The sequence below is a fragment of the Streptomyces sp. NPDC001714 genome, from assembly GCF_042892755.1.
GTDB lineage: Bacteria > Actinomycetota > Actinomycetes > Streptomycetales > Streptomycetaceae > Streptomyces.
Genome location: NZ_JBIAUL010000001.1, coordinates 867,087 through 884,415, shown reverse-complemented (window position 1 = coordinate 884,415; position 17,329 = coordinate 867,087). Strand labels below are relative to the sequence as shown.

Below are 17,329 nucleotides of genomic sequence, written 5' to 3'. Positions count from 1 at the left end.
AGAGGCCATGCGCTTCGAAATCATGCGACTCGACGAGGTCGACGGCACCACCGTGGACAGCACTGTCGTGGACGCCGCCTCCGTCAGCAGGATCGTGCAGCAGGCCGCCGCCGTGGGGCAGCGCCTGTGGATCCGACCGGCCGAGACCCAGGTTTCGTAACAAGACGACGCAAGACGACGCGACAACGACAGACGAGAGCAGCGACACCGACGACGCGCGGAACACCGCACAGTCTTCAGAGCCCCCGTACGGCACCGACGCCGTGCGGGGGCTCTGCGTTCGCAGGCCCCCTGCGCCGCGCTACACGCCCTTGATCACCTGGGTGACGCCGTTGATGATCTGCTGGACGGCGATCGCGGAGAGCATCATGCCCGCGAGCCGCGTCACCAGGACCACACCGCCGTCCTTGATGACCCGGATGATCAGCAGCGAGTAGCGCATCACCAGCCACAGCACGACGTGGATGGCGAGGATCGCGGCCCACACGGACACCTGCATGGCCACGCTGTCGGCCTTCTGCACGGCGAGGATGACCGACACGATCGCACCGGGTCCTGCCAGCAGCGGCATGCCCAGCGGCACCAGCGCCACGTTGACGTCCTTGGTCTGCTTCGGCTCGTCGTTCTTGCCGGTGAGCAGGTCCAGGGCGATGAGCAGGAGCAGCAGTCCGCCCGCGATCATCAGCGCGGGCACGGAGACGTGCAGGTAGTCCAGGATCTGGTGCCCCAGCAGCCCGAAGACCGTGATCACACCGCCCGCCACGCACACGGCCTGGAAGGCCATCCGCTTCTGCACCTTGCCGGGCCGGCCGGCGGTGAGGGCGAGGAAGATCGGGGTGATCCCGGGGGGATCCATGATGACGAAGAGGGTCAGGAAGAGGGAACCGAAGACGGCGAGATCGAACATGGGGGTGTTACAGGCCTTGCGGGAGGAGGGTCTTGGGCGGGCGAGGGCTGTGCCTCAGGCTCCGCCGGTCCCCGGCACCGGAAACGCACCGGTCGCCCGGCGCGTGATCTCGCCGTAGACCTCGGGGTCGGTGGTGTACTCGCCCAGCGTCACCGTCTTGCGGCTGCCGTGGTAGTCGGACGAGCCCGTGACCAGCAGCCCCAGCTCCTCGGCGAGCCCCCGCAGCCGTGCGCGGGTGTCCTCGTCGTGGTCCATGTGGTCGACCTCGATGCCGTCGAGACCGGCCGCGGCCATCTCCGCGATCGCCGACTCGGGGACCGTACGTCCGCGCTTGGCGGCGGCGGGGTGCGCGAACACGCATACTCCCCCGGCGCCCTTGACCAGCCGGATCGCCTCGAAGGGGTCGGTCTCGTGCTTCTCCACGAAGGCCCGGCCGCCGTCGGCCAGCCACTCCTGCGTGAAGGCGTCGCTCACGGTCGGTACGACACCGAGTTCGACGAGCGCGGAGGCGACATGCGGCCGCCCGACCGAACCGTCCCCGGCGATCCGCCGTACCTGCTCCCAGGTGACCGGGACGCCCAGCGCGTTCAGCTTGGCGACCATGCCCTGGGCGCGCGGCACCCGGTCGTCCCGGACCAGCTCGCGCTCGGCGAGCAGGGCGGGCTCCTCGGGGTCGAAGAGGTAGGCCAGCAAGTGCATGGAGACGCCGTCGATACGGCAGGACAGCTCGGCCCCGGTGACCAGGGTGAGCCCCTCGGGCAGCGCGGCGACGGCCTCGCCGTAGCCGCGGGTGGTGTCGTGATCGGTCAGCGCGACGACGTCAAGACCGGCAGCGGCGGCGTTGCGCACCAGCTCGGCCGGGGTGTCCGTACCGTCGGAGGCGGTGGAGTGGCAGTGCAGATCGATGCGCACGACACAGACTCCAGCGGGACGGTACGGAAGGAACGCGTCAAGGATAGCGGCCTTCGGGGGCTGCCCTGTCACACCCGAAAGGGGGGAGCACCCCATACAGCCGACGCACAGGACAGCGCACCCCCAAAGGGGCGCTGGGGGAACCCCCGGCCGAAGGCTGCGGGAGGAACTGCGCGACCAGCCCCCACCGGCCTGCGGGACAACCGATCACCCCGGCTCCACGGCTCCACGGCTCCACGGCTCTACGGCTCTACGGCTCCAGCAACCGCGGCGACAACGCCCCGCACGGCACCAGGTCCACCTCGGCCCCCGCGTCCCGCAGATCGGTCAGCACCAGCTCGTCGTACATCAGCAGACCCGTCTGCTCGGGCCACACCACGGCCCACAGCCACAGCCCCCGGGCCTCGCCCGCGAAGACGGCCCGGTCGTCCGGCGCGCCGGAGACGTGCCACAACGGCGTCGGCCGCCCCGCCGCCAGCACCTTCGCCTGCGGCGGCTTCTCCACGTTCATGTACGACCCCGGGTCCGGCCCGTCGATCCCCGCGTACCGGGCGCCGAGACCGACCCCCAGCTCCTCGCAGACCAGGATCATCTCCCCTATGCCGCCGAGCGGCGCGGGTCCGGAGCAGGCGACGGCGGTCGCGCGCCCCCCGCTGCGATCGTCACCGGCACACGCCACACCCGTGAACAGCCAGCCGACCGGCAACGGCCAGGGCATCCACACCGGAACCTGGGTGCGGTGCACCACCACGCCGAGGGCCTCGACGCTGGGCGGGATCACGGGCTGTACCGGATGCACGGTCCCGTGGACATCGCACTGCCAGGTGTCGGCGAAGAGTCCGGGAGCCCTGACCCGGCCACCACACTTCGGGCAACTGGGTTCGCCCCTCATAGAGCCCCACGGTCCTACCCCGGATCCCCCACGTCAAGGACGATCACCCGTCCAGCGCACGCGACCGTGTGGACGAACGGATCCCGCCGTGCGGCACACCGCCGGCGGCAGCGTCACCCTCCTTGCCAACTGACCGACGGTGAATGCCGCTTGGTGAGCTTGCTCACCCCCGTGTCAGTCCAGTGGGACGGATTTCCGGTGCGGGTCCCGGAGATCCGCCCCGTTCGCGAGCCAGCGCTCCTGAAGGGCACCGGCGCCGTGCACGCGCTTCCAGGCGGCCTCGTTCGGTGTCATCGGCAGCAGCGGCAGGAACCGTACGGGGTCGAGGGGCTCGTCCAGCTCCAGATCCTCGACGAGACCGCCCGGCTCGCCGACCAGGACGGAGGTGAAGGGCGCGCCCGGCCACAGCGGGTCGCCGACGTCCAGCGACGCGCCCGGCGTCACGACCAGGCCCTCCACCTGGGGGGACGCGGCGAGTACGGCGAGCGCGCGGAGCACCTTGTCGGTCTCGGCGAGCCCGGCGCGGACCGACAGGACCAGCTCGGCGCGCGGTCCCTTGACGGGGTCCGCGACCATCGCGGTGGGGTCGGTCATGGGGTGCGCGGACATGCCGAGCGTGGCGTAGCGGACGACGTTCTCGCCCTGGAGGTCCTCGTGGAAACGGAGCACCTCGATGCGGTCCGTACCGAGGAAGGTGACCGCCGCGCGCGCGTCCGGTTCGCCCAGTGCGGTGGTCAACCGGGCCTCGACCAGAGGAAGAACTTCAGCCATGTCGCGAGCATAGAACTCGTCAGCAGCGGGCAAAGCGGCGCCTTGACACTGAGGGCTGCTGCTACTCTGGCCGCGGCGGTTCGGGGCAGCACGCAGCGCGTCGCGGCCGGACCCGACGCCGACAGGACTCCCTTACGAGGGACCGGCTGGAGGAGGTGGGGCTGTCATGGATCGAAGTCACCCGTGCAGTACCACTCGCTCTTCCGGCCTCTGATTTCTTCTCTGGCTGGCTGCCGCCTTCTCGTGCGCGTTGTCGTTCGGAAGAGCACTTCGTTTCGCTTGCCTGATCCCTCTGACCGGTCCGTTCCGGATCTGTCTGGATCCGTTCGTCTGATCTGAATCAGTAGCGAAGTCGCCACCGCAACGGTGCGGTGCTCCCCGCTTTGTGGACGTGCCAAACATCCGAAGCCAGGACGTCCTCATTCCGGGTAGTTCCACCCGTTCCTCGGCGGTCTTCCGCTGCCTGTCGCGAAGGAGCCTGCCCATGTCGATGATCCGCGACCTCCGTGCCGTGGTCCGCCCTTCCCGCCCCTCGCTGCGCAAGAGCCTGCGGCCGGACAACGGCGCGTACGACACCACCCGCGACCCCGGTACGCCGTCGGCCGTCGTCGACTGTGCCGTCTACCGTGACGGCGCCCGCGTCGAGACCGGCAAGCCGCTGACCCCGCACGAGGCGATGCGGCTGGTGCGCCGCGACGGCGGGTTCGTGTGGATCGGCCTGCACGAGCCGACCGAGGCCGAATTCGCCGGTATCGCCGGCGAGTTCGGGCTGCACCCGCTGGCGGTGGAGGACGCCGTGCAGGCCCACCAGCGCCCCAAGCTGGAGCGGTACGACGACTCCCTCTTCACCGTCTTCAAGACCATCCACTACGTCGAGCACGACCAGCTCACCGCGAACAGCGAGGTCGTGGAGACCGGCGAGGTCATGTGCTTCACCGGCCGGGACTTCTTCATCACCGTCCGGCACGGCGGGCAGGGCTCGCTGCGGGCGCTGCGGCACCGGCTCCAGGACGACCCCGAGCTGCTCGTCAAGGGCCCCTCGGCCGTGCTGCACGCCATCGCCGACCACGTCGTGGACGGTTACGTCGCCGTCGCCGACGCGGTGCAGGACGACATCGACGAGGTGGAGACCGAGGTCTTCACGCCGGGCCGCAAGGGCGGCGTCTCCCGCGGTGTCGACTCGGCGCGGATCTACCAACTCAAGCGTGAGGTCCTGGAGTTCAAGCGCGCGGTCTCGCCCCTGCTGCGCCCCATGCAGCTGCTGAGCGAGCGGCCGATGCGGCTGGTCGACCCGGACATCCAGAAGTACTTCCGGGACGTCGCCGACCACCTCGCCCGCGTCCAGGAGCAGGTCGTCGGCTTCGACGAGCTTCTCAACTCGATCCTCCAGGCCAACCTCGCGCAGGCGTCCGTCGCGCAGAACGAGGACATGCGCAAGATCACGTCCTGGGCCGCGATCGTCGCCGTGCCGACGATGGTGTGCGGTGTGTACGGCATGAACTTCAAGTACATGCCGGAACTGCACTGGCGGTACGGCTACCCGGTGATCATGGCCATCACCGGGGTGATCTGCCTCGGCATCCACCGCACGCTGAAGCGCAACGGCTGGCTCTAGGCTGGGCGCCATGACAAGCGAGCTGCTCGACCAGGCCCTCGTCGAGGAGGCCACGAAGAAGTCCGGCCTCATCTGGGTGCGGGGCGCCGGAGCGGCGGCCGCGCGTGCGGTGTGGCATGCGTGGGCCGACGGGGGCGTGTGCCTGGTCGGTGACGGAGCCGAGCAGCCGCTGGGTGAGCTGGCCGACGGGGGGTCGGCGGAGGTGACCGTCCGCAGCAAGGACAAGGGCGGCCGGCTGGTCACCTGGACGGCGACGGTCACGGAGCTGCCCGCCGGCACCCCGGAGTGGGACGCGGCGGTGGCGGAGCTGAAGGGCAAGCGCCTCAACGCCCCCGACGGCGAGGCGATGACCGACCGCTGGGCGAGGGAGTGCAGGGTGCTGCGCCTGACGCCGACGGGGACGACATCGCCCCTGCCGGAGGGGAACTTGGCGGCGCCCCCGCTCTCCTCCCCCGCAACGACCCGACGCCCGGCCCCGGCCGCCCTGCCGCGGTTGCTTTCCCGGCGCCGGAAGGCCAAGTAGCCGTCACCTGAGCCGAGTTCGGCACCACCCCTACGACGCAGGCAGCTGCTTCCCGTAGTCGACCGTCTCACCCTTCTCCGGTTCGACCACGCTGAAGTCCTTACCCCAGTCGGAGAAGGTGAGGGTGCCGGCGCCGCCGCCGCGTTCCAGGCGGAGGGGGTAGGGCTTGCCCTCCAGGGAGACGTCGAGGGTGCCGCCGGAGCCGCCGTCGCCGGTGATGCGGATCGTGCGGGTACCCGACTGCTCGTGGTGACCGGCCGTCGAGAGCGAGCCGTGCAGGGTCAGGAGGCCCGAGAGGAGGACGTCCTTGTCCGTGAAGCCGCTGAACTTCTTGTACGCGGGGTCCGTCCGCGGCACCTTGACGTACTTGCCGTCGAGCTTGGTCGCGGCGGTCGTGTCGCTGCCGTCGGCGTGGTTCCAGAACCCCGCGTCGGCCTGCAGATACAGCGTGCCGCCGACCCTGAGGAGCTGGAACGTCGCGCCCTTCGACGTGACCGACCCGGTCCCGCCCTCCTTGTTCAGGCGCATGTCCAGTTCGTACGTGCGCCCGCTCGTGACCACCGTCCCCGCCATCCGCACCGCCGCCACCGACGAGGCCGCCGCCCGCGTCTTCGACTGGATGGCGTCCGGCGACAGCTTGCCGACCCCGTTCGTGCCCGCGTCCGGGTCCCCGCCGCATCCGGTGAGGACGGCCAGTGCGCACACGGCGGTGACCAGTGCGGCGTGGCGAGTACGGCCCGGAGCGATCGTGATCACAGACAGGGCCACCTTTCTGAGGGGTCCGGCAGGGCGTACCGCAGCGTACCGGTGCGCCACCCGCCCGGCGGAGCCGGTCCGTCCGGACCGCCCACCAGGGCGTATCCGATCGGTACGGGCTAGCCTGAAGCCCACCGAGCGGGCAGAAGGGACCGAAAACCACGCAAGCAGTACTTCGGTAGGTAAAGGAAGCAACCCCATGGCAGCCGGCGCTCCCCGCATCTTCGTCTCGCACCTCGCCGGTGTCCCCGCCTTCGACCCCACCGGCGACCAGGTGGGCCGGGTCCGGGACCTCGTCGTCATGCTGCGCGTCGGCCGCCGCCCGCCCAGGCTGCTCGGCCTGGTCGTCGAACTGTCCACCCGGCGCCGCATCTTCCTGCCCATGACCCGGGTGACCGGCGTCGAGTCCGGCCAGGTCATCACCACCGGCGTGCTGAACGTCCGCCGCTTCGAGCAGCGCCCCACCGAACGCCTGGTCTTCGGCGAGCTCCTCGACCGCCGCGTCCGGCTGGTCGAGACCGGCGAGGAGGTCACCGTCCTCGACCTGGCCGTACAGCAGCTGCCGGCCCGCCGGGACTGGGAGATCGACCGGGTCTTCGTCCGCAAGGGGAAGAAGGGGGCCTTCCGGCGGGCCAGAGGCGAGACGCTCACCGTCGAGTGGTCGCAGGTCACCGGGTTCTCCCTGGAGGAGCACGGCCAGGGCGCCGAGAGCCTGCTCGCCACCTTCGAGCAGCTGCGCCCCGCCGACCTCGCCAACGTGCTGCACCACCTCTCCCCCAAGCGCCGTGCCGAGGTGGCCGCGGCCCTCGACGACGACCGCCTGGCCGACGTCCTCGAGGAGCTCCCCGAGGACGACCAGATCGAGATCCTCGGCAAGCTGAAGGAGGAGCGGGCGGCGGACGTCCTGGAGGCCATGGACCCGGACGACGCGGCCGACCTGCTCGCCGAACTCCCCGAACCGGACAAGGAACGGCTGCTGAGCCTGATGCAGCCGGCGGACGCGGCCGAGATGCGGCGCCTGATGTCGTACGAGGAGCACACGGCGGGCGGTCTGATGACGACCGAGCCGATCGTCCTGCGGCCCGACGCGACCGTCGCCGACGCCCTCGCCCGGGTCCGCAACCCCGACCTCTCCCCGGCCCTCGCCGCCCAGGTCTACGTCTGCCGGCCGCCCGACGAGACGCCGACCGGGAAGTACCTGGGCACGGTGCACTTCCAGCGGCTGCTGCGTGATCCCCCGTACACCCTGGTCAGTTCCATGGTCACGGACGACGACCTGCAACCCCTCGACCCCGACGCCACGCTCCCGGTGATCGCCGGGTTCTTCGCCACGTACGACATGGTCGCCGCGCCCGTGGTGGACGAGGCGGGGTCGCTGCTCGGCGTGGTGACCGTGGACGACGTCCTCGACCACATGCTGCCGGAGGACTGGCGGGAGACCGAGTTCCACCTGGACGAGGAGGAGCAGAAGGAGCGGACGGCGGAGAAGGGGGCGGGGATCCATGGCACCTGAGCGTGAGAGCACCCGGGAGCGGACGCCGTCCGGCGCCACCGCCGCCGGCCGGTCGCGCGGCCACCGCCTGGACCAGCCGCGCGCGCCGCGGCGCAGGCTGCTGCCCGAGTGGGACCCGGAGGCCTTCGGGCGGCTGTCCGAGCGCATCGCCCGCTTCCTGGGCACCGGGCGGTTCATCGTCTGGATGACGTTCGTGATCATCCTCTGGGTGCTGTGGAACATCTCGGCACCCGGCGAGCTCCGGTTCGACGAGTACCCGTTCATCTTCCTGACCCTGGCCCTGTCCCTGCAGGCCTCCTACGCGGCCCCGCTGATCCTGCTCGCGCAGAACAGGCAGGACGACCGCGACCGGGTCAACCTCGAACAGGACCGCAAGCAGAACGAGCGGTCCATCGCCGACACCGAGTACCTCACCCGGGAGATCGCCGCCCTGCGCATGGGTCTGGGCGAGGTGGCGACCCGGGACTGGATCCGCTCCGAGCTCCAGGACCTGCTGAAGGAGATGGACGAGCGGCGGGACGGGCACCACGAACATGCCGTATTCCCGGCAGAACGGTCGGCCAGGCGTGACGTAGACGACCGCTGAGGAGCGTTATAGGGGCCCTGTGCCGCGCCGTACCATCGGGGGTATGGCTAGCGAAGACGCGGTGCGCGAGGCACTGGCGACGGTGAACGACCCCGAGATCAACCGACCCATCACCGAACTGGGGATGGTCAAATCGGTGGCCATCGGGGAGGACGGCGCGGTCGCGGTCACCGTGTACCTGACGGTCTCCGGCTGCCCCATGCGGGACACGATCACCCAGCGCGTCACCGAGGCGGTCTCCCGGGTCGGGGGTGTCACCCGCGTCGACGTCACGCTGGACGTGATGAGCGACGAGCAGCGCAAGGAGCTGGCCACCGCCCTGCGCGGCGGCCAGGCCGAGCGCGAGGTCCCCTTCGCCAAGCCCGGCAGCCTCACCCGGGTCTACGCGGTCGCCTCCGGCAAGGGCGGCGTCGGCAAGTCGTCGGTCACGGTCAACCTGGCCGCCGCGATGGCCGCCGACGGGCTCAAGGTGGGCGTGGTCGACGCGGACATCTACGGCCACTCGGTCCCGCGCATGCTCGGTGCGGACGGCCGCCCGACCCAGGTCGAGAACATGATCATGCCGCCGTCGGCGAACGGCGTGAAGGTCATCTCCATCGGCATGTTCACCCCGGGCAACGCCCCGGTCGTCTGGCGCGGCCCGATGCTGCACCGCGCCCTCCAGCAGTTCCTCGCGGACGTCTACTGGGGCGACCTGGACGTCCTCCTCCTCGACCTCCCGCCCGGCACCGGCGACATCGCCATCTCGGTCGCCCAGCTGGTCCCGAACGCCGAGATCCTGGTCGTGACGACGCCCCAGCAGGCGGCGGCGGAGGTCGCGGAGCGGGCCGGCTCCATCGCGGTCCAGACCCACCAGAAGATCGTCGGCGTCGTCGAGAACATGTCCGGCCTGCCCTGCCCGCACTGCGGCGAGATGGTCGACGTCTTCGGCACGGGCGGCGGCCAGACGGTCGCCGACGGCCTGACGCGTACGACGGGTGCGACGGTCCCCGTCCTCGGCTCCATCCCCATCGACGTCCGCCTGCGCGAGGGCGGCGACGAGGGCAAGCCGGTCGTCCTGACCGACCCGGACAGCCCGGCGGGCGCGGCCCTGCGCGGCATCGCGGGAAAGCTGGGGGGCCGCCAGCGGGGCCTGTCGGGCCTCTCACTGGGGATCACCCCGAAGAACAAGTTCTAGAGCCGCTTCGACGAAGGGGGCGCCGTCCGTCACGGACGGCGCCCCCTTCGCGCTACTCCGCCGCCCGTCCCGGGCACAGGTCGAGCGGGGTGCACAGCTGGATCACCTGATAGCGGCCGCCTTCAGCCGCCTCGGTATGCGGCAGGAACCGCCACTGCGAGGCCTTGGTGTGCCGGGTCCCGTCCGCCTTCTCCACGTGGGCGTGGAGGGTGCGGGTACGGGGATCGTTGGTCTCCACCAGCACCTCGTCGGCAGCGATCGGGAAATGATCGTGCAGCAGGCACAGACCGAAGCGGTTCAGATTGCCGTGCTTGGCCAGTACCGCCGCCAGATCCCGCACGAACTCGGCGTCCTGAGGGCCCAGCGCCTCGGCCTCCTCGAAACCGGGAAGCGAAATTCTCGGCGCGGAAACGTTTATGTCGGCCATAACCCCTCCGTCAAATAGCTGACGGTGATCGGATTCCATTATCAGCCACTGACTGCTTTCCTGCAATTCGGGAGACTGGGACGAAGGAGTGGGTTGCCGGGGCTGCGCCGTGCGCCTGAGCGTGACCCGTGGAACGCATGTCTAAATTCTCCGGTGAGGAGGTGCCGGAGCGATGCGGAAGATCAGGTGGTGGTTGCTGCTGCCGCTGGTGGCGGCGGTGGCATGGTGGGGATGCTCACCTGCGGTGGCCCGGGATAGATCTCGCCAAGACTGCTTGATGGATCAACTTCGCTCCAGCACCGTGCAGGCCGAGCTCAAGTTCTTCCAGCACCGTCAGACCTACATCAAGGTGTATTCCGACATGACGGTCAGAGTGCCCAGGAAATGGGACCTCGCCAAAGATCTCACATACAGCGAGAAATCCGAGGAATATCGCAGAGCGATGCGCTGCCTACTCCTCGGCCCGAAAGGCAGCAGCGGCAGCAGCGAGGTGCGTCCCCACGATCCGAAGGTAGTCGCCAAGGGCAATTGGGTCACGGTGCAGTACGACGCGTTCCTCTGGATCCAGAATTACGGAACCATTCGGATCGGACCCTGGACGGTTTCCGGCGACGCGCACAAGAACTGGCAGGTTGCGCTCAGGCCACAGAGCCTCGACCAGGTCCCCTGGCATGTCACAGCGAGGCTGGACGGGCTGAATTTCGACGATCAGTCCAACCCGGGGGCGTCGTACGCCGACGCCAACAACCTGGTGTGGAACCGCGAGATGCCCAAACAGGTCGCGTTCGATGTCGATCTTCCGTGGCAGCATTCCTTGGCATTGGTCTTCGGCCAGTCATGGAACACAGCGGGCGTTGCGGCATGGTGGGTGTGTGCTTCGTGCGTGATCATGCTGGCCGCGCTCCGTGCTCAGCGACTGCTTCCGTCCACTGGTACGGCCACGCAATCAGGACAGCGCGTCGGCGACACCCGCGGCGAAAGCCCCGTAGGAACGATGCTGCAGTGGGGCCTGCTCAGTACGGCGGTCGCGCTGACCCTTCTTCTGATCATTCCGCAGGGTTCCATTCCGCTGAACTGGCGCAGCTTCCTCTGCATTCCCACCGGACTGGCCCTGCTCCTCGTGGCGCGTCCTTGGCGGGGCGGACTGCCGCCCGCCGCGCCCGGCACCGCGGCCGACGGGCCCGCCCATCCCGAGGCCGTCCAGCGCCGCCGGGCTCGCATCGTCATCGCGACCGCCTCCGGAGTGGCCGCTGCCGGCCTGCTGGTGGTCGTGGCCCCCGCGCTCTTCGGCCTGCCGGACAACTTGGTATCGAGTAAGGCTCCGACGGTCTCCGGTCTCATCGGGCTCATGCTGATGGGGCTGGCGACCGTGTGGCTCTGGCTCGCCGCAATGGTCGCCTGGGCATGGCGCTTCGCGCGAGAAGGAGGCCTGGCCCCCACCTCCTGGACGCACAAGTGGGACACCTCCATCGGCCGCTGCACCGCAGTGACCGGAACCCTGCTGGGGGTGGCTGCCGGGGCCTTGCTCGCCTGTGCCTGGGCGGCGGCCGAACGTCAGTGGACCCGCACGAACTGGCTCACCTTCAGCAATGATTCCTTTACTGCCGCACCGTCCTTCAATAAGTTCATGGCGACTTTCTCCTTCAGTGACCTGCTGTGGACTTTCTCCTACAGCTGGATTTTGACGGTCATCGCCCTCGCCGCACTCCTGTACTTTCGCGTCCGGGCTCAGCGGATCGAGCCCGAAGGCAGAAAAGAGGAGCTTTCTTTTCGTCCGGGCACACCCGATCTGCTGCTGATCGCAGCACTGTTCGCCTTTCTCGTGGGTCTGCAGGGCAGAAAATTCGCGAATGAAACCGCGCTGTACGGACTCTGGATCCCGCTGAATATTTTCTCGCTGTACACGATCGTCACCCTGGGACGACGATGGTCAGTACTCGGGCGGTTGGGAGGTTGCTTCTACGAAAAACTTCTGGGCAGCAAGAAGAGTCGCCGCGAGTTGCTGGCCAAAGCCCGGCTTTATCGCAGCCTGAACCACGAGCTTTACTTGCTGGACCAGGGCCGTGGCGGCAGCGTCACACGTCAGCAATTGGCGGACGAACTACACGGGCTGCATCAGTGGCTGATTGCCGAATGCCACGGGGAACGCCCACCCGACCATCTTTCCGTGCTGGACGTCGCCCTGGCTTGGGGACCACAGGGGCACTGGTGGTCCAACGCCATGCGCGCCGCCCGTTTGGCATTCTGCTTCGGAGCCCCGGCCAGCGCAGCCCTTGTTTTTCTCGATTTGAGAGACACCTATCACTGGCTGGAGCTTCGCTATGAACCTACCGGGATTCCGGATGCCGTAGCCAGTTTCTTCACCTACCAGATGGCATGGGCCGGTGCGGGATTCGTCCTGGGCGCGCTGTGGCGTCTACTGCCGGGACATCGCAGCCCCGCCCGGGCGTGGAGCCTGACCGTCGCCTATGCCCTGCCCATCTGCATCGCGGTGTTGATCATCAAGCTCACCGACGCGGGCTTCGGTCAGGTGTTCCTCTATTCCCTGCTGATGCTCAGCGTCCTGACACTGACCAGCATCTGGATGGACCTGGCGACCTTCAGGCGCGAGCAGGAGCTCTGGCCGAGCCGTTTCGCCCTGCTGCTGTCGATCTACCAGGTGCGCGGTTTCTCCACACAGATCGCCTGGCTGGTCACTCAGCTGGCCGCAGCCGCAGGGATCTGGCACCAACTCGCCCGCGGCTGAGACATCCTGCGGCCGGGCCCGGCACCACTCGCGTCGGGCCCGCTCTCCTAGACGTACGTCGTGATGTCCTTGATCATCGCGAACCCCAGCCCGTACGCGCTCATCCCCCGCCCGTACGCCCCCAGATGCACGCCCTCCTCCGTGGACCCGGCGAGCACCCACCCGAACTCCGACTCCCGGTAGTGGAACGGCGTCGCCACCCCGTCCACCGGCAGCGAGAGGGTCGACCACTCCGGCCCGCTGAGCTCGTCGGCCAGCTCCCACGCCGTCTCGGTCTGCTGCTCGAGCCAGTCGTCGCGCAGGCTGTGGTCCATCTGCCCCGGCCAGGTGAAGGACAGCAGCCCGACCCCGGCCAGCCAGGCGGCGGAAGACACCGACGTGGCCTCCAGCAGCCCCGTCCCGTCGGCGCTCCGCCGGGACGGACTCGCCGCGACGGTCACGACGACCGCGAACTTCTCCCGCGGCTCACCGACGGACGCGGCGAGATGCTCGTTCCGCACCGACGGCTCGTCGCCGTGCCCGATCGACCCGTGCTCCACCGCACCGTCGGCCGCCGCACCCACCTGCATCAGCCAGCGCGGCCCCGTGAACGCCTCGTCGAGGCCGTACCAGGGGAAGGGCGCCTCCAGGTAGCCGTCGACCGTGCGGCGGGCGGAGGAGACCTGTTGTTCGCCCTCCGCGACCGGCGCCTGTCCGTCCACCTGACTTGTCGTCTCCATCTGCCCGGACGCCTCCTTGCTCTCGTCGGTCCGGGGCGGCCCGCCCCCCTTCGGGCGCACTCGTCCGGTCCGCACAACAACTCGGCAGCATATCGACACCGTCGGGACCAGCCGCGAAACCGCCCGGTGCGTGGGTCGCGCGGGCGGCTGGTTCGGGCCGTAAGAGACGTATGAGCGGCGCACACGCGGTATGAAACGCGTCACGTGCGCCGCTCATGCGCGGGTCGGTGATCCGGACTCAGGTGGCGTCCGCGTCGTACGGCGGACGGTCGTCCGTGCCCGGATCCTCCGGCTTCTTGGTCATGTCGAGCCGGCCGCTCCCCGAAGAGCCGCTCCCGGAGGACGAAGGCGAGGCGTCGGTGTCACGGCTGTGCACCGCGTCCGTGACCTCGGCCATCTCCTTCTTCAGGTCGAAGCCGTTGCGGATCTCCTTCAACCCCAGCTCGTCGCTGTCCAGGTGCTTGCGGATGAAGGTCTTCGGGTTGAGGTCCTCCAGCTCGAAGTCCTTGAACTCCGGGCCGAGTTCCTGCCTGATGTCCTCTTTGGCGCTCTCCGAGAACTCCCGGATCTTGCGGATGGTCCGCATGACGTCCTGGATGACCTTCGGGAGCTTGTCCGGACCGAAGACGAGCACGGCGAGCACAATGATCGTCACCAGCTCGAGTGGTCCTATGTCATTGAACACCTGAAGCTCCTTGCGATGTCCTCGGTCCTCGGCCCTCCGGTCGCTGTTGCGGGTGTTCCGTGGTCCGGGCCGGGTCCACGGTACCCGGCGGACCTGTCCGACCGGTACTGCCCCGAGGTGTCCGGCTACGTGTGTACGACCGGTTTTCCAGGTTGTTTGCCTAGTCGGGGCACGAGTGGGGCCTCGCCTGTGAGGTTTATGTCAGTTCCTGTCCGAGGCGGCGACCCGGTCGCCGTGGCGGACGTCGTCGGAGTCGCCGAGCGGCAGCGGGGTGAGGCCGTGCACGCCGTGCACCTGGACGACGGCGAGGTCGTGGCCGGTGTCCCGGCCGACGACGGTCGCCCGGGCGACGGCTCCGCTGCTGAACGTCACGGATATCCGGCCGCCCGCGGCGACCGCGGGCTCGACGACGTGGTTGTTGGTGAGGATGTGCCCGGCGGTGTCGAGCACGAAGCCGGTGCCCGTGACCTGTTCGCCGGTTCCGGTGCCGGTGCCGGTTGCGGTGACATGCAGGGTGACGACGCTGGGCAGTGCCCGCGCGGCGGTCCCGGCGACACTGCCGGGCGGCCGCCCGGGCGGCGGAGGGCCGGGCGGCGGGCCCGGCTGGGGCAGCTGTACGGCCTCCAGGCCGCCGGTGCGTTCCACGGAGGCACCGATCAGCCCGCCGACCGCACCGGAGAGCACGGAGACCACCAGCGCCCCCACGACGAGCGTCCGCCGGCTCCGCCACCGCCGCCGCTGTGCCGCGTCGCCCGGCGGGAGGGACGGCACGAAGGCTGCCGGACCCGTCCGGCCCTCCTGCGCGGCGAGCACGGCCGCCACCGGGTGCCCGGCGGGCGGTGCGGCCGCCCAGGGGCCCGGACGGCCGCACAGCGGGGTGCTGGAGGCGTCGGGGGCGGGCCGGGGCTGCTGCGGACGGCCGACGTCCGCGACGGGCGGCCTGGGCTCGGAGTGCGCCTCGGCCTCGGAGCCTTCCTGAACGGTCCCCGAGGGGGCCTCGGCGGATGACGCGGGCGCGACATCACCGTCGGCCGCATGTGCGGTGTCGGCGGTGTCGGCGGCGGTGTCGCCGGCCGGTCGGCTCGGCGGTGTCGGTGTCGCCTCCTTGGCCCGCTCCCCCGTGGCGGGCACCGCGTCGCCGGGTGTCGCCGGTGACGTCGGTATCCCCTCGTCCATGTTCTCCTCGCGGGCTCACCGCGACCCCGTGCGCGGGCGGGCTCGCGGAAGGTCGGCTCCATGCCCGCAGCGGTGCCACGGGCATGGCTGGTTCACAGGATTCAACCAGGTTCGCGAGTCGCGGCGCAGGGCCGTTCAGCAGGTGGGCAGCGCCCGGTCAGTGGGGAGCGCGGGAGGAGCGGGACGGGGACGGGGAGGGTGCGGAGGTGGTGTCGGGGACGGTCGCGGCGAGCAGGCCGGTGCCGTTCGCCTCCGGGGCGGTGGTCCACGAGGTGAGGGCCAACGGCGGGTTGGTGCTCAGCGGTCGTATCAACGGGGAGACCGCGGCCGCGCCGGCCATCACCGGTGCGGTCAGTTCCCGCAGCGTCTGCTGTGCGGCGGCCGGGGAGGGGACTCCGGGCAGCAGCGGCGCGGACACCGCGGTGGGCATGGCGGGGGTGGAGCCGAGCAGCGTGCCGGACGACAGCAGGGGGGTGAGCAGGCGGCGGCGCTGGGTGTCGGCGGCCCCGGTCGTGCCCGAGCCCCCCGTGCCGGCCGGCGCGACGCTGCCGCCGCCGCTGCGGGCGTCGGCGGCCGGGGTGCCGGGGAGGCCTGCGGTGACCCCGCCGAGCGCGACGGCGGCGAGCGAGACCGCGCCGGCGGCGACGAACGCGAACCGCATGCCGCGCGAGGCGGATCGGTCGCCGTCCGGGCGGCCGACGGGGTGGATGCGGAAGCCCCGGCCGGCGACCGCGGCCGGGTCGTGCGGGTGGGCCGGCACGTAGCCGAACTCGAAGCGGTCGTCCCGGCTCATGCCGAAGACCCCGCTGTCGGATCCGCGTCCCGAGGGGTCTCCCCCGCCGAACGGCGAACCGCCGTCCGGGTCGCCACCTCCGGGCAGCCCCTGGAGCCGGGCCAGGAAACTCTCGGAGGGCGGGGGCGGAGCGGCCGCCGCGAAGACGTTCTTCAGCGCGCGCTGCGCGTCCGCCTCCGCCTTGCACCGGGCGCAGGTCGCCAGGTGGGCCAGGACGCGCTCACGCGTCTCATGACCGAGCTCTCCGTCCACCAGGGCGGAGAGTCGGTCTCCCAGGTGCTGTTCGGCCAGCTGTCGCTCGGCCGGCTTCGGTCGTGATCCACTCACGCGGTCGCGCCCCCTCCTCCCAGTGCGGGAACACGGGGCACGAAGGAGCGGCGCTCGGCCTTGCGGGCCTCCGGGGACCGGTGCGCGAGGGCCTTGCGCAGCTGGGAGCGGCCGCGGTGGATACGGGAGCGGACCGTGCCGAGCTTGACGCCGAGGGTCGCGGCGATCTCCTCGTACGACAGGCCCTCGATGTCACAGAGCACGACGGCGGCGCGGAACTCGGGCGCGAGGGTGTCCAGGGCCTGCTGGACGTCGGCGTCGAAGTGCGCGTCGTTGAAGGCCTGCGAGGGGGTGGGCTCGCGGCTGGGCAGCCGCTCGGCCGCGTCCTCCCCGAGGGCGTCGAAGCGGATGCGCTGCTTGCGGCGGACCATGTCGAGGAAGAGGTTGGTGGTGATGCGGTGCAGCCAGCCCTCGAAGGTGCCCGGGGAGTAGGTCGACAGGGAGCGGAAGACGCGGACGAAGACCTCCTGGGTGAGGTCCTCGGCGTCGTGCTGGTTACCGGTCAGGCGGTAGGCCAGGCGGTAGACGCGGCCGCTGTGCGTGCTGACGATCTCCTCCCACGTGGGCGGAGTCCATGCCTGCCCGTCCGCGTCGGTGGAGAAGGTCGCGGTCCGGTCCTCGCCCATGGCGAGCGCAGCGGCGTGGCTGGGGTCAGCAGCGGTGTCGTTCACGGATTTCGGCCTGCCTGCCGATCCGAGGAAGCGCCGCAGCACTCCTCCCCGATCCCCAGGCGCAGCCGCACCTCCCCTGTCGGCTCTGGTGGTGTCCAGTGGAGCCCCTACCATAGCCACCTCGCCCGTTAGC

The 17,329-nt window shown here is 70.1% G+C and carries 18 protein-coding genes; 7 read left to right on the top strand and 11 right to left on the bottom strand.

Going from position 1 to position 17,329, the window contains the following annotated elements; genetic code table 11:
- The first annotated feature begins 7 nt into the window (after nt 1-7).
- The gene (locus ACFY0P_RS04125; protein ID WP_362595618.1) at nt 8-160 is read left to right on the top strand and encodes a hypothetical protein; all 153 of its coding nucleotides are present in this window, start codon (nt 8-10) and stop codon (nt 158-160) included.
- Between the two features lie 141 nt (nt 161-301).
- On the opposite strand, the gene ACFY0P_RS04120 is transcribed toward ACFY0P_RS04125, so the two are convergent.
- The 4 genes from ACFY0P_RS04120 to ACFY0P_RS04105 form a co-directional block, all read right to left on the bottom strand.
- Nucleotides 302-907 (bottom strand): MarC family protein, encoded by a 606-nt coding sequence (locus tag ACFY0P_RS04120; protein WP_388907077.1) that lies wholly within the window; start codon nt 905-907, stop codon nt 302-304.
- Between the two features lie 54 nt (nt 908-961).
- Entirely contained in the window at nt 962-1,819 is an 858-nt protein-coding gene (locus ACFY0P_RS04115; protein ID WP_388907075.1) for a PHP domain-containing protein, read from the bottom strand.
- Between the two features lie 250 nt (nt 1,820-2,069).
- On the bottom strand, nt 2,070-2,711 hold the full coding sequence (locus ACFY0P_RS04110; protein ID WP_388907073.1) for a DUF6758 family protein: 642 nt from the start codon (nt 2,709-2,711) through the stop codon (nt 2,070-2,072).
- Nucleotides 2,712-2,885: 174 nt separating this feature from the next.
- Nucleotides 2,886-3,482 carry a suppressor of fused domain protein gene (locus ACFY0P_RS04105; protein WP_388907070.1) on the bottom strand — a complete coding sequence of 199 codons (597 nt, stop codon included), beginning with the start codon at nt 3,480-3,482 and terminating at the stop codon, nt 2,886-2,888.
- A 484-nt stretch (nt 3,483-3,966) separates the two neighbouring features.
- Between ACFY0P_RS04105 and ACFY0P_RS04100 the strand changes: the two genes are divergently transcribed.
- Together ACFY0P_RS04100 and ACFY0P_RS04095 are read left to right on the top strand one after the other, a co-directional pair.
- Complete coding sequence (locus ACFY0P_RS04100; RefSeq protein ID WP_388907068.1) at nt 3,967-5,097, top strand: magnesium and cobalt transport protein CorA; 1,131 nt, start codon at nt 3,967-3,969, stop codon at nt 5,095-5,097.
- A gap of 10 nt (nt 5,098-5,107) precedes the next feature.
- Nucleotides 5,108-5,620: a hypothetical protein gene (locus ACFY0P_RS04095; protein ID WP_388907066.1), complete on the top strand. Its 513-nt coding sequence runs from the start codon at nt 5,108-5,110 to the stop codon at nt 5,618-5,620.
- Nucleotides 5,621-5,650: 30 nt separating this feature from the next.
- Here the strand turns inward: ACFY0P_RS04095 and ACFY0P_RS04090 are convergent, their stop codons facing one another.
- Nucleotides 5,651-6,376 carry a hypothetical protein gene (locus tag ACFY0P_RS04090; RefSeq protein ID WP_388907063.1) on the bottom strand — a complete coding sequence of 242 codons (726 nt, stop codon included), beginning with the start codon at nt 6,374-6,376 and terminating at the stop codon, nt 5,651-5,653.
- Between the two features lie 199 nt (nt 6,377-6,575).
- Here ACFY0P_RS04090 and ACFY0P_RS04085 point away from each other — a divergent pair, with 199 nt between their 5' ends.
- The 3 genes from ACFY0P_RS04085 to ACFY0P_RS04075 are packed head-to-tail and all read left to right on the top strand — an operon-like array spanning nt 6,576 to nt 9,652.
- Nucleotides 6,576-7,889 carry a magnesium transporter MgtE N-terminal domain-containing protein gene (locus ACFY0P_RS04085; protein ID WP_388907061.1) on the top strand — a complete coding sequence of 438 codons (1,314 nt, stop codon included), beginning with the start codon at nt 6,576-6,578 and terminating at the stop codon, nt 7,887-7,889.
- Nucleotides 7,879-8,475, top strand: coding sequence for a DUF1003 domain-containing protein (locus ACFY0P_RS04080; protein ID WP_388907058.1), 597 nt, complete (start codon nt 7,879-7,881; stop codon nt 8,473-8,475). The genes ACFY0P_RS04085 and ACFY0P_RS04080 overlap by 11 nt, the downstream gene beginning before the upstream one ends.
- 43 nt (nt 8,476-8,518) lie before the next feature.
- On the top strand, nt 8,519-9,652 hold the full coding sequence (locus ACFY0P_RS04075) for an Mrp/NBP35 family ATP-binding protein (protein WP_388907056.1): 1,134 nt from the start codon (nt 8,519-8,521) through the stop codon (nt 9,650-9,652).
- A 52-nt stretch (nt 9,653-9,704) separates the two neighbouring features.
- Here ACFY0P_RS04075 and ACFY0P_RS04070 read toward each other — a convergent pair whose 3' ends face one another.
- On the bottom strand, nt 9,705-10,079 hold the full coding sequence (locus ACFY0P_RS04070) for a hypothetical protein (RefSeq protein ID WP_388907053.1): 375 nt from the start codon (nt 10,077-10,079) through the stop codon (nt 9,705-9,707).
- Nucleotides 10,080-10,251: 172 nt separating this feature from the next.
- Between ACFY0P_RS04070 and ACFY0P_RS04065 the strand changes: the two genes are divergently transcribed.
- Nucleotides 10,252-12,825 (top strand): DUF6185 family protein, encoded by a 2,574-nt coding sequence (locus ACFY0P_RS04065; protein ID WP_388907050.1) that lies wholly within the window; start codon nt 10,252-10,254, stop codon nt 12,823-12,825.
- 47 nt (nt 12,826-12,872) lie between these two features.
- Here the strand turns inward: ACFY0P_RS04065 and ACFY0P_RS04060 are convergent, their stop codons facing one another.
- From ACFY0P_RS04060 to sigE, 5 genes are all read right to left on the bottom strand, one after another.
- On the bottom strand, nt 12,873-13,544 hold the full coding sequence (locus ACFY0P_RS04060) for a hypothetical protein (RefSeq protein WP_388907048.1): 672 nt from the start codon (nt 13,542-13,544) through the stop codon (nt 12,873-12,875).
- 238 nt (nt 13,545-13,782) lie between these two features.
- Entirely contained in the window at nt 13,783-14,229 is a 447-nt protein-coding gene (locus ACFY0P_RS04055) for a sec-independent translocase (protein ID WP_388907046.1), read from the bottom strand.
- Between the two features lie 201 nt (nt 14,230-14,430).
- Nucleotides 14,431-15,405, bottom strand: coding sequence for a trypsin-like peptidase domain-containing protein (locus ACFY0P_RS04050; RefSeq protein WP_388907044.1), 975 nt, complete (start codon nt 15,403-15,405; stop codon nt 14,431-14,433).
- Nucleotides 15,406-15,562: 157 nt separating this feature from the next.
- Nucleotides 15,563-16,525 carry a zf-HC2 domain-containing protein gene (locus tag ACFY0P_RS04045; RefSeq protein ID WP_388907042.1) on the bottom strand — a complete coding sequence of 321 codons (963 nt, stop codon included), beginning with the start codon at nt 16,523-16,525 and terminating at the stop codon, nt 15,563-15,565.
- Nucleotides 16,522-17,238, bottom strand: coding sequence for an RNA polymerase sigma factor SigE (gene sigE, locus ACFY0P_RS04040; RefSeq protein ID WP_089098938.1), 717 nt, complete (start codon nt 17,236-17,238; stop codon nt 16,522-16,524). Before sigE ends, ACFY0P_RS04045 begins: the two co-directional genes overlap by 4 nt.
- Nucleotides 17,239-17,329: the final 91 nt, after the last annotated feature.